Source organism: Paenibacillus sp. SSG-1 (genome assembly GCF_002224835.1).
In the GTDB taxonomy this organism is placed as follows: domain Bacteria; phylum Bacillota; class Bacilli; order Paenibacillales; family Paenibacillaceae; genus Paenibacillus_AQ; species Paenibacillus_AQ favisporus.
The window spans coordinates 2,651,494-2,663,911 of sequence record NZ_MBRK01000001.1; the positions used below are offsets into that span (position 1 = coordinate 2,651,494).

Genomic DNA, 12,418 nt, shown 5'->3' on the forward strand with positions numbered 1-12,418 from the left:
GAATCCTGTTACATTAGATTGATTTTAAAGAAACCCATTGCATTCTTTGCAGCTGCGAGGGTGAATAAGGAGCGTGAACCTAACATGGAAGCAAAGCGCCTCATCAAGGTAAGGGAAGAACTTGAGCGTCAAGGTATCGATGGACTTTTGATTTCCAGCCCGTATAACCGCAGATATGTAACCGGATTTACAGGCACAGCCGGCTTTGTCGCCATTACGAAAAATCAAGCATTGCTGATCACCGACTTTCGCTATACCCGTCAAGCGTCGGAACAGGCCAAAGAGTATCAGGTTGAACAGCATACGGGCCAGCCGCTTGAAATGATCCGGGAGAAGCTGAGTGCTGCAGGAGTGCGGAAGCTCGGCTTTGAGCAAAATCATCTCACTTACGAGTCATATCAAACCTATATTGAAACTTTTCAGGGCTTTGAACTGATCCCGACGCAAAATATTGTGGAAAAGCTGCGTGGAATCAAAGATAAGCGCGAGCAGGAGCACATTCGAAAGGCGATCGAAATTACAGACTTGGCCTTTGAGCACATTCTGGGCTTCATGAAGCCGGGCGTTACCGAATTGGACGTTGCCACGAAGCTTGAATACTTTATGCGCAAAAACGGTGCCGTCTCGTCCGCGTACCCGACGATCGTGGCTTCCGGTGTCCGTTCGGCGCTGCCGCATGGTCTGGCCAGCTCCAAGCCGCTGGGAAGGGACGAATTTGTGACGCTCGATTTCGGCGCGAGCTACGAGGGATATTGTTCCGATCTGACGCGGACGGTTTTTATTGGTGATCCGACGGAGCGGCATCAAGAGATTTACCGGATTGTGCTTGAAGCCAATCGAAAGACCTTGGAAGGCTTAAAGCCGGGGATGACCGGAAAGGAAGGGGACGCTTTGGCTAGAGACTGCATTGCCGGATATGGGTATGCGGAGTATTTTGGACACGGGCTCGGTCATGCATTTGGCCTGGAGATCCATGAACTGATGCGCCTTTCCGAAAAAACGGAGGATCGGCTGGAGCCCGGCATGGTTTTGACCGTGGAACCCGGCATCTATTTGCCCGGCTTTGGAGGCGTCCGCATTGAGGATGACATTCTCGTGACGGACACCGGGATTGAAGTGCTGACGAAATCAAACAAAGAGCTGATTGTCCTATAAAACGAAAGAAGTGATTGCATCCATGCGTGATGAAACCGCAGAAGTTGTCATCATCGGGGGAGGGATCATCGGCATGTCCATTGCCTTCTATACCGCGAAAGCCGGCATGGACGTACTCGTCGTGGAACAGGGGGAAATCGCCGGCGGTACCTCTTCCAAATGCGACGGAAACATCCTCGCCATCGACAAGGATCCGGGCTTCGACAGCCAGATGTCGCTGAAGTCGCAGGAATTGGTCAAGGAGTGGGTACGGGATCTCGATGAGGAGTTCGAATACCGGGCTCCCGGAAGCATTCTGGTCTGTGAGTCGGACGAAGAAATGATCGCTGCCGAATCCTGGGTCGCACGCCAGCGTGAAGCCGGCCTGCCCTTCCGCATGCTTGATCAAAAGGATCTAAGGGACGAATGGCCATACATGGCCGAAGACCTGCCAGGCGGATTGGAATGCGCGACGGATTCAACGGTCAATCCGGTGCTGCTGACCTACTCGCTGGCGTCCACAGCCCGGCGCTATGGGGCAAGGCTTCGAACCCATACGCCCGTCACCGGCATTCAGCTTGACGAGGGAAGGAAAGTACGCGCCGTCGAAACCTCGGAGGGCAGAATCCGCACGAGCATCGTCATTAATGCGGCCGGGGTATGGGCGAAGCATATCGGACGGATGGTGGGCATCGATATTCCGATCGAGCCCCGCAAGGGACATATTCTTGTCGCATCCCGATGGGCGAACATTGGGAAACGGAAGGTGATGGAGTTCGGATATTTGATGAGTAAATTCGGCGGCACCCGTACCGTGGACCCCAAATTCGACCGATATGGCGTTGCGCTCGTCTTCGAGCCTACCGCTTCGCAAAACTTCCTGATTGGCTCCAGCCGCCAATTTGTCGGGATGGACAGCAGCGTAGATCAGCAGGTCATCAGCTTGATTGCGGAAAGAGCTATTCGTTTTTTTCCCGTGCTGGAACAGATTCCGCTCCTGAGAACCTATGCGGGACTGAGGCCGTGGACGGCGGATCATCTGCCGATCGTTTCCGCAATCGACGAAGTCCCCGGATTCTATGTGGCCGCGGGGCATGAAGGGGACGGGATCAGCCTGGCCGCCGTAACCGGGAAGGTGATCAGCGAAATGCTGAGCGGATCGGAGACCTGCATTCCGGTGGACCGTCTTCGATATGACCGCTTCCGCAGCATGCCGCACCCCCAGGAGGTGATTCGATGAGATGGTCCAAGATAGTCACCACGATCGACACGCATACCGGCGGGAATCCGACCCGGACCGTTATGTCCGGGGGTCCGGAGCTCTTCGGGAAAACGATGACCGAAAAGATGGTCTACATGTCCGAGCATCATGACGATTTCCGCCAAGCTCTGATGTTCGAACCCCGCGGGCACGAGGTCATGTCCGGCTGCATCTTGACTCCGCCATGCGATGAGAAGGCCGACATGGGGGTCGTGTTTATCGAAACCGGAGGGTATTTGCCGATGTGCGGCCACGATACGATCGGGCTCTGTACGGCACTGATCGAGGCGGGATATTATCCGGCAACTAAGGACATCATCCGGCTCGACACGCCGGCCGGCCTTGTGGAAGCCAGGCTCGAGATCGTGAGAGGAAAGGTCCGACAGGTCACCTTTACGAATATTCCTTCTTTTCTCTACAAGCAGGATGTCCGGGTGCAGGTCGGCGATCTCGGTGAGGTCTCCTTGGATCTTGCTTACGGCGGCAATTTTTACGGGCTCGTCGATGCCCGATCCCTGCATTTGCCTCTGGTTCCCCAGCGGGCTTCCGAGATCGTCCTCACCGCCGTCCGGATCCGCGACGCGGTGAATGACAGCTTTGAAATTGTACATCCCGAAATTCCCGTCATTCGCGGACTGACCCATATTGAGTTCTACAGCGATCCGGTATCGCCAGTGGCCCACTGCCGGAATACGGTCGTCGTCCCTCCCGGGGGGATTGACCGCTCCCCCTGCGGAACGGGCACATCCGCCAAAGTAGCCGTGCTGCGTGCCAAGGGCGAACTGGGAATCGGTGAAGAATTCGTCCATGAGAGCATCGTGGGTTCGATGTTCCGCGCCCGTGTCCTGGAAGATACGACGGTCGGCCATCTGCCAGCCGTAATTCCGCAGATTTCCGGCTCGGCTTGGGTGATGGGCTTTCACCAATTCAATCTTCAGGAACGGGATGAACTGAATACAGGGTTCTTCCTGCTCTAAACATCATTACGACGGGGGGCCAGCAGTATGGAAACGAAAAAATGGTATGCGGCGATTGATGTGCATTCCTGCGGACAGCCGCTGCGGATCATCACAGGCGGCCTGCCGCCATTGGCCGGTTTGACGATGCGCGACAAGGCTTTGTTTTTCCAGCAGTATCATGATGACGCAAGGAAGCTGCTGATGTCGGAGCCGCGCGGCCACTATGCAATGACCGGTGCCATCGTTACAGAGCCCGTGACGCCGGAAGCACGATTCGGTTTGCTGTTCCTGAACCAGCAAGGTCTTGCATCCGTCAGCGGACACGGAATCATCGCCGCGGTTACGGCTTGGACCGCGACGGGGCAAATCGCCCCGTCCGATGCGGTGGCGGGTATACAGATCGATTGCCCGTCGGGAACTGTCCAGGTGGTCGCTGATGTGGAGGGAGACGAGGTTCGGGAGGTGTCGTACCGGAATGTGCCCAGTTATGTGCACACGGAGCGACTTCCTGTGACGATCCAAGGAAGGGAAATCCGGGTGGACGTCGCTTTCAGTGGGGAATTTTTTGCCGTGGTGGATATAGGCGAGTTCGGAGCGACTTCCTTTGAGCCCCATCAGCTTAGGGAATGGGCAGGTATGATCCGCAGTGAAGCTGAAAGGCGGCTTGAACTTCAGCATCCGCAGCTGGATTGGATATCTGGTATTCACGGCGTGTTCTTTTATCAGCGGGATGAGCGTGATCGTCTGTTCTTCCGCAGCGCATGCGTCTTTGCCGGAGAGCAGCTTGACCGGTCGCCGGGCGGAGCCGGAGTATGCGCTCATTTGGCGGTCCTTGACTCCCGCGGACGGCTCGAACCCGGACAGCAGGCCGTGTATCAAGGGATCAGCGGGGTTCAGGTCATAGGAAGCATCGCCGGGGACGGCCTGCTGGCCGGCAATAAAACCGTCATTCCTCAGTTGACGGGAACCGCCTATGTACTTGGTTTTATGAATTTCGTATTGGATCCGGACGATCCGCTACCGGATGGGTTCGTACTGAATTAGCCTTACAAATATCAACTTGAACCATGAGAGGAGACAGCTTGATATGCCAAAATTTGAAGGGGTTTATGTGGCGATCGTTACACCGTTTACGGCCACATTTGATGTGGACTACAAGCGTCTAACTGAGCTATGTGACTGGCTCATCACGCAGGGCGTCAACGGTTTGGTTCCGACAGGATCGCTAGGGGAATATGCCACGTTGACGAATGAGGAGCGGGCAAAGGTCGTTCATACCGTCATAGAAGCCGCGGCGGGACGCGTACCGGTTGTCGTCGGCTCAGCGGCGCCATCCACGAAGCAAGCCGTCGAGTGGGTCCGGCATGCCAAGGATTCGGGCGCTGCAGGCGTTATGGCCCTGCCGCCGATCCAGTACCGTCCGCTGGAGCATGAGGTCATTGCCCATTATGAAGCGCTGAATGAAGTCGGCCTGCCGATGATCGCCTACAATAATCCGCATGATTATAAGGTTGATTTGACGCCGCAGCTGCTCGCCAAGCTTTCGAGACTGGAGCATCTCGTGGCGGTGAAGGAGTTTTCGGGCGATATCCGCAGGGTGCACGACATCCTCGAATATACCGATCTGGATGTGATGATCGGTGTCGACGACTTAGCCATGGAAGGTCCGCTGATGGGGGCTGTGGGCTGGATTTCCGGGGTGCCAAACGCGCTGCCTAAGGAAGGCGTGGAGCTTTTTAACCTGGCGAGACAAGGGAAGGTTCAGGAAGCGACTGCGCTGTACCGCCGCCTGCTCCCATTGTTCCATTATGATGCGAGTCCCCAGTTAGTGCAGTCGATCAAGTACATGATGGAGCTTGCCGGATTCCCGGTTGGTCCGACCAGACCTCCGCGTCTTCCGCTACCGGAAGCTGAGTATGAAGCGATTCAAAGGGCATTTGAGCATGCCGTTAACCATCAACCTGCCGGTGAAGCGAAGAGCTCATAAGAAGAGATTGAAAAAGGAGGGTTAGCGTATGGTACACAGCCGAAATTGGATTGGCGGAGAGTGGATCACCCCCGCGTCGGATGAGCTGGCCGTGAAGAACCCGTCCAACATTCATGAGGAGATCGGGGTGCTTCATCTGTCGGATGCATCGCATATCGCTCAGGCGGAGCAGGCAGCCCGTGCCGCATATCGTTCCTGGTCCCGTTTGACCGGTGCCGCCCGAGGTGAGCATTTGTATCGCATGGCGGCTGCGCTCGAGTCCGTCTCCGCGGATGTTGCCCGCCTCGCCAGCATGGAAATGGGGAAGCCGATTACCGAAATGCAAGGCGAAGTCATCCGGGGAGTCAACCTGCTTCGGTATTACGCAGCGGAAGGCGTCCGCTCTAACGGAGTGGTCATCCCTGCAAGCGAGCCAAACGTGCTCCAGCATACGAAGAAGGTTCCTTTGGGTGTGGTAGGTGTCATTACGCCATGGAATTTCCCGGTGGCGATCCCGTTATGGAAAATCGCACCTGCGCTCATTTGCGGCAATACGGTGATTTGGAAGCCGGCGGAGAACGCCTCATTGACCGCCACCCTGCTGTGCGAAGTTTTTGCGTCAGTAGGTCTCCCGCCAGGCGTCCTGAACCTGGTGGTCGGCAAAGGAAGCAGGATCGGCGACGCTCTTCTGGAGCAGACTTCCCTTGACGCCGTAAGCTTTACTGGCTCCACGGCAACAGGAACCCGCATCGCCCAAATTTGTGCGAAACGAAACATCAAGTATCAGACCGAAATGGGCGGGAAAAATGCGGCCGTGATCCTGAATGACGCCGACCTGGAGAAAACGGTCCCGATGATTGTGAGCGGCGCTTATCGTTCAGCCGGCCAGAAATGTACGGCAACCAGCCGAATCATCATTGAATCCGGAATTTATGACACTTTTGTTGTATCGATGAAGAAGGCGATCGACGGAATTAAGCTCGCTCCGTCGCTGGATCCGTCGGCCTATCTTGGACCTGTCGCTTCTGCAAGCCAGTATGAAACGGTGAGGTCCTATGTGAAGCTTGCGCGGGAGCAGGCGGAAATCGTAGCCGAAGGCCGCTCTGCCGAAGTGAAAGAAGAAGGATATTATATTCCGCCGATCGCAGCAGCCGGCGTGGATCCAGGCCATCCATTGATTCAGGAAGAAATTTTCGGACCGGTTACCGTGATGATGAAGGCAGCCGATTTCGACGAGGCGATCGCATTATGCAATCAATCTTTATACGGACTCAGCGCTTCGTTATTTACCCGGGATTTGGCTTATGCACATCGTTTCCTGGATGAGGCTCAGGCCGGGATGGTCCGCGTCAACCAGGAAACAGCCGGCGTGGAATATCAATCCCCGTTCGGCGGCTTGAAGCTGTCGAGCTCACATTCGCGCGAGCAGGGGCAAGCCGCGCTCGATTTTTATACCGAGCTGAAAACCTGCGCCATCCGGTATTGGTAGGAGGCCGGCTATGAGTACATCAAACCTGATCGTTTGCCGTTGTGAAGAAGTGACCTTGGAACAATTGGAGGAAGCCTACCAATCGGGCTGCTATACAGCCAGGCAGATCAAAATGAGGACGAGAGCGACAATGGGAGCCTGCCAGGGCCGGGTATGCAGACAGATGCTCGACGCCTGGGTTCATATGAAGAACCCGCAGTTACCCCGCGATGCGGAGCAGCTGTCTTACCGTCCGCCGATCCGTCCCGTCACGTTCGGGCAGCTGGCGAAGGGAGAGGTGTAATGGACAGAATTGAAAATCATCCGATCTTGGGGCCGAGGAAAACAAAGCGGGAACCCGTAGATTTTACGTTTAACGGGGAGAAATGGGCCGGGCTGAAAGGCGAGCCGATTGCGGCTGCGCTGCTTGCCGTTGGGATACGAACACTGCGTTGGCATGAGGAGTCCGGCAGCCCCCGCGGTCTGTACTGCTCCATCGGCCACTGTATGGAGTGCCGGGTGAACGTGCAGGGCAAAGGTTCGGTGAGAGCCTGCCTGACTCCTTTGGAAGCGGGGATGTGCATCTCGGAAGGGGAGCGGCTTCCCAATGAGATTACGGGGAGGAGGCTTCCGTGATGCAGGCGATTCCTTTTGATCTGTTAATCGTCGGTGCCGGTCCGGCAGGATTGTCGGCGGCTGTGGAAGCTGCCAGCCGCGGTCTCCGCGTTGCCGTGGTGGACGAATTTCCCGAACCAGGAGGCCGCATGTTAGGGCAGTTTCACGAGGAGAAAGGGCATTGGTGGGTCGGAAGACAGGTGGCCGAGCAGCTTCTCGACAAGTGCTCCGTACTAAGAGTGAAGATTCGATGCGGAGTATCTGTCCACAGCATCCTGCGAAGCGGCGCCGTTTGGGTCCTGAAGACCTCCGAAGGATCCATGCAGGCCAGGAACGTTCTTCTCGCTACCGGAAGTGCCGAAATTCCCCATCCCCTGCCGGGATGGACGCTGCCGGGTGTCATGTCGATCGGCGCCGCACAGGTGATGGCCAATGTCCATTACGTCAAACCGGGACGCCGCGGCTTGATCATAGGCGTCAATGTGCTCGCCATGGCGATCTCCCGCGAGCTGTCGGTGAGCGGCGTTTCGATCGCAGGCATCGTCCTGCCCGGGATTGGGCCGATAACCGGCAAGGAAGCATCGCCAAAAGAGAGCCTGAAGGAACTGATGGGGTTGGCCCATTTGGCGCCGTCACCGCTGATGAGGATCGGAGGAAAAGCTGCAAACGCTTTGGGGATAGCGGGTTTCGTATCGAGGTTCATTCCAAGGAGCGGGATCAAGATTTGGGATATCCCCTTACGTTTGCGAACCGTTGCCGTATCCATTAACGGGCGCAGCCAGGTTCAATCGGTCACACTTGCGGATGTCGACGGAGAAGGCGCCGTTATTCCGGGAAGCCAGCGGGAGGAGCTTGTTGATTTTGTGGCGATTGCTGGAGGGTTATACCCTTTGGCCGAATTGGCGTCGGTAGCCGGCTGTCCGTTTGTGTATGCGGAAGAGCTGGGGGGCCACGTACCGGTTCACGATGAGCAAATGCGGACTCCGGTGGAAGGGCTGTACGTAGCCGGAAATATTACCGGAATCGAGAGCGCGCTGGTGGCCATGGCTCAAGGGCGCCTTGCGGCCGCCACGATTTGCGGTGACACTGGCCTTCCCGGTCAACATCATGAGCGCGAAGTGCTGGAAGCCATGCAGGATGTGCGACGCGTGCGCGCCTCCGCGCTCATTCAATTCCGGCCGGGCATCCAGGAGGCCAGGGATCAATTTTACCGGAAGTGGGGCAGGTTTCAGAGGGAGAAACACGGGATAAAGAAGGAGGGATGACATGAGTTCCAATCACGATGACGAAATGATCGTCTTAAAAGACATGGAAGCCCTGTATCTGGGTAATCTCGGCACAGTCGAATTCGACATCAACCTGCCCAGGAAAGGAAAGTACGGATCGGAGATCTCCTGGCAGTCGGGAGACAGCCGGTTCATCAAGGATGACGGCAAGGTGGCCCGTCCAAAATACGGTCTCGGCACACGGACCGTTCCGCTTATTGCGACGTTCCGCTATGGAGAAAGCGTAAAGGAACAAGTGTATCATGTGACCATTTTGGAAGAAGAAAATAACATCAAAGTTTCACGGATTCATCCCATATCCCTGAGGGCTGAACTCGGTGAGGTGGTATATTTGCCTTCCGTCGCGGTGGTTGAAACCGAAGGGCACGAGGTCATAACCCATGCTGTGCATTGGGTAGGCGGAGAAGAACGCGTGTTTCAAGAAACCGGACCTGCAGCCGCACGAGGCTTTCTCAAGGATACGGAAATTCCGGTCACTGCGGAAATTTTGGTTCAAGCCAAAATTGAACAGGACAAGATGGATCCGCTTCCGACTGTACTAAGCTTTTCTCCAGGTGCAGTCCGGCTTGGCGGCGAAACAGCCTTTCAGGCTGCCCAAAACCGAAGCTTGGCATTTCTGAAATCCGTCAATGACGATCAGATGCTGTATAATTTCCGGGCTGCTGCCGGATTGGATACGAAGGATGCCCCGGAAATGCTCGGCTGGGATTCGCCGGATTGTTTGCTCAGAGGACATACGACAGGGCATTACCTGTCCGCCCTGGCACTCTGCTACGCGGCAACAGGGGATAGAGACATCAAAAAAAAGGCGGAATATATGATCGGCTCGTTAGAGGAATGCCAGCAGGCTTTTTCTGCAAAACCCGGTTATCATGAGGGATTTCTGAGCGGTTACTCCGAGGAGCAATTTGACCGCTTGGAATCATTTACGAGATATCCGGAAATTTGGGCGCCTTATTATACGCTGCATAAAATCCTCGCCGGATTGCTTGACGTTCATCGTCTTCTTGACAGCGACACCGCACTCGGGATCGCCGGCCGTCTCGGCGACTGGGTATATCACCGATTAGGCAGGCTGCCCAACCACGTGCTGAAAACGATGTGGAGCATGTACATCGCCGGCGAGTTCGGCGGCATGAACGATTCGCTTGCGGAGCTGTACCAATTGACCCGTAAACCAAGCCATCTGGCGGCGGCTAAATGGTTTGACAATGACCGGCTGTTCGTTCCGATGCTGGAGCGCATCGATGCGCTCGGCGGGCTTCACGCCAATCAGCATATACCGCAGGTTATCGGTGCCCTGAACATATTCCGGGCTACCGGCGAGAAGAAATATTATGAGATCGCGCATTTCTTTTGGCATGCGGTGACGAATGCCCACATCTATTCGATCGGAGGAACGGGTGAAGGCGAAATGTTTCGGCAGGCGGGCAAGATCGGGGAATACCTCAGCGATAAAACCGCTGAAACCTGCGCTTCCTATAATATGTTAAAGCTGACGAAGGAATTGTACGGTTATGAACCTGCGGCGAAATACATGGATTATTACGAACGGACGATGTTTAATCATATCCTGGCTTCGGGCGACAGCAAACCAACGGGAGGAAGCACGTACTTCATGCCGCTAGAGCCAGGAGGCAGAAAGTCATTCGATTCGACAAGCAACACCTGCTGCCATGGCACCGGCTTGGAAAATCATTTTAAGTATCCTGAAGCGATCTATTTTTACGATGAGAAGTCGCTGTTCGTCAATCTCTTTGTGTCTTCCACCTTGGATTGGGCGGAGAAGGGGATAACCATAGCACTTTCTGCGCAGAAGCATGAACCGGGGCAGATTACACTGCGGATACAGGGTGATGGTAGGTTTATTTTGAAAATCCGCCGACCTTACTGGAGCCCGGAAGGCGGCGTCGTGGAGATCAACGGCCTGCAGGTCGATGATATGCCAGGGCCAGACGGTTATTGGTCCCTGGACCGCGATTGGAAGGACGGCGATGAGATTCGTTTGAGGCTCATCTGCCGAATTCGCCTTGAATCGGCTCCTGACCGCAAAGATTGCGTTTCGCTTGCTTACGGGCCTTATATTTTGGCTGCGGTATCGGACTCGAAAGAGTACCTGCGTCTTCCGCTTCAGGAAGGAGATCTGGACAATCAATTCGTCAAGGAAACCGGACCGGAAGGGCTCCAATTCCGCTATATAAAGGACGATGTAACATTTATTCCGCTGGCAGATGTCCACAACGAGAGCTATCACGTTTACTTCTTGGCCGAAGGTTCAACCATGGATCGGTGATAAAACAAAATACGGCAAGTCACAATAGGAGTTATAAATTGATTAATCGAATCAGATTAAAATCTTAACGCCGCCGGTAATATACCGGCGGCGTTAAATTTTCTATCCTATAGGTCGATGTCTGAATCTAAACGGCGAACCTGGCGGGAGAGTAGCGTCCACATCGTCCCGAGGAGCAGCAGAAGACCACTTACGATGAAGATGAGCCCAATCGAGGTCGCATTTTCTGATCCGATGATCCAGGTAAGCCAAGGGGACAGCTTCGTCCCAAGGAGGAACCTTTCGAGCCATTGATCGGCCATCGGTCCCGTAATAAGGAAGGACATGGGCGCCATGAGGGCACATAACTGGCCATATGCGGCAAATACTCGTCCTTGAAGGGAAAGGGGAGTTTTACGCTGCAAAATGGAGTAAAACAAAGCCCCTGTCATCGCGAGTGGAAGCATAAGCAAAAATACGGCGGCTCCCAGCACAATGACATGAGTGCTCGTTCCGAGCAGGACAAACATCAAGGAGGTGAGGATTGAGCCGCTGAAGATGAACCTGATTTTATACCGAAAATGTCCCCACCATACAGCGGCAGCCGCACCGGCCAAAGCACCGGCATTCATTGCTCCCAACAGCAAGGTCAAGGCATCGCTGCTCCCTGTGCGCTGCAGGAAAAAAGGGATAGCCAGCTCAAGCGGCCCGTTCAGAATAAAATTCCACCATCCAAAATACAGAAGCAGATAGAGCAGCGGTTTGTTTTGCCACAAAAATCGGAAACCTTGAATGGCATCGTTCCATATGCGAATTTTCTCCAGCGGTCTTTCTTCGTGCTTCATTTCAGGCAGCGGGAGAAAAGCGACCACGCCGGTTCCTATCAGGAAGGTGAACAGATCCGCCGCCAAGATGATGCTAATTCCATACGGTTCGTAGAGTAAACCAGTCAACGAAGGGGCGATCACCCCTGCAAGCGGAAAGAGCAGCTCTTTCATGGCATTTATGCGATCCAGCTCTTCATCCCTCACCATAAGCGGGATCATGGCGGAGGTTGCCGTGCTCTGCAGCGCTACAAAAAATCCCTGCACGGCAGCAATAACATAGACCGGCCACAGCGTGGAATGGATGTTCATCAGGCATATCACGAGCAGCAGTGTACAGACCGCCTGGCCTGTATCTCCGGCAATAATGGCCGTTTTGCGCTTCCAGCGGTCAGCAGCGATGCCGATCCAGCCGCCCAAGAACAAGAGGGGAAGCTCATTGAAAAGTGCCAGCAGCAGCAAGGGAGTCGATTGACCCGTTTCATGGAATAATTTTAGCCCGATCGCAATGGAGGTCATGCGGCTTCCCAACATGGAAAAACCCTGCAAACCGAAAAAAACGTAAGGTAAAGCTTTAGAAGGGTACATGGCTATTCTCCTTTTATGGCAGCAAAAAAGCTCCCATGGAACTAC

General features: G+C 54.9%; 11 protein-coding genes. 10 read left to right on the forward strand and 1 reads right to left on the reverse strand.

All coding sequences use genetic code 11. The features are described from left to right. Positions 1-84 precede the first annotated feature (84 nt). Genes BCV73_RS12260 through BCV73_RS12305 form a run of 10 tightly spaced genes read left to right on the forward strand, consistent with a single transcriptional unit; the run spans position 85 to position 10,982 of the window. On the forward strand, positions 85-1,155 hold the full coding sequence (locus tag BCV73_RS12260) for a M24 family metallopeptidase (RefSeq protein WP_089547307.1): 1,071 nt from the start codon (positions 85-87) through the stop codon (positions 1,153-1,155). A gap of 22 nt (positions 1,156-1,177) precedes the next feature. Beyond that, positions 1,178-2,374 (forward strand): NAD(P)/FAD-dependent oxidoreductase, encoded by a 1,197-nt coding sequence (locus BCV73_RS12265; protein WP_089550219.1) that lies wholly within the window; start codon positions 1,178-1,180, stop codon positions 2,372-2,374. Beyond that, positions 2,371-3,372 (forward strand): proline racemase family protein, encoded by a 1,002-nt coding sequence (locus BCV73_RS12270; RefSeq protein WP_089547308.1) that lies wholly within the window; start codon positions 2,371-2,373, stop codon positions 3,370-3,372. Before BCV73_RS12265 ends, BCV73_RS12270 begins: the two co-directional genes overlap by 4 nt. A 27-nt stretch (positions 3,373-3,399) precedes the next feature. Continuing rightward, positions 3,400-4,398: a proline racemase family protein gene (locus BCV73_RS12275; RefSeq protein ID WP_089547309.1), complete on the forward strand. Its 999-nt coding sequence runs from the start codon at positions 3,400-3,402 to the stop codon at positions 4,396-4,398. A gap of 43 nt (positions 4,399-4,441) precedes the next feature. Next, entirely contained in the window at positions 4,442-5,341 is a 900-nt protein-coding gene (locus BCV73_RS12280) for a dihydrodipicolinate synthase family protein (protein WP_089547310.1), read from the forward strand. A 28-nt stretch (positions 5,342-5,369) separates the two neighbouring features. Then, the gene (locus BCV73_RS12285; protein WP_089547311.1) at positions 5,370-6,809 is read left to right on the forward strand and encodes an aldehyde dehydrogenase family protein; all 1,440 of its coding nucleotides are present in this window, start codon (positions 5,370-5,372) and stop codon (positions 6,807-6,809) included. Positions 6,810-6,819: 10 nt separating this feature from the next. Beyond that, positions 6,820-7,092 carry a (2Fe-2S)-binding protein gene (locus BCV73_RS12290; RefSeq protein ID WP_089547312.1) on the forward strand — a complete coding sequence of 91 codons (273 nt, stop codon included), beginning with the start codon at positions 6,820-6,822 and terminating at the stop codon, positions 7,090-7,092. Beyond that, the gene (locus BCV73_RS12295; RefSeq protein ID WP_089547313.1) at positions 7,092-7,424 is read left to right on the forward strand and encodes a (2Fe-2S)-binding protein; all 333 of its coding nucleotides are present in this window, start codon (positions 7,092-7,094) and stop codon (positions 7,422-7,424) included. The genes BCV73_RS12290 and BCV73_RS12295 overlap by 1 nt, the downstream gene beginning before the upstream one ends. After that, on the forward strand, positions 7,424-8,668 hold the full coding sequence (locus tag BCV73_RS12300) for an NAD(P)/FAD-dependent oxidoreductase (RefSeq protein ID WP_089547314.1): 1,245 nt from the start codon (positions 7,424-7,426) through the stop codon (positions 8,666-8,668). Before BCV73_RS12295 ends, BCV73_RS12300 begins: the two co-directional genes overlap by 1 nt. A gap of 1 nt (position 8,669) precedes the next feature. Further along, entirely contained in the window at positions 8,670-10,982 is a 2,313-nt protein-coding gene (locus tag BCV73_RS12305; protein ID WP_089547315.1) for a beta-L-arabinofuranosidase domain-containing protein, read from the forward strand. Positions 10,983-11,089: 107 nt separating this feature from the next. Here BCV73_RS12305 and BCV73_RS12310 read toward each other — a convergent pair whose 3' ends face one another. Further along, positions 11,090-12,373 (reverse strand): MFS transporter, encoded by a 1,284-nt coding sequence (locus BCV73_RS12310; RefSeq protein ID WP_089547316.1) that lies wholly within the window; start codon positions 12,371-12,373, stop codon positions 11,090-11,092. Positions 12,374-12,418 lie beyond the last annotated feature (45 nt).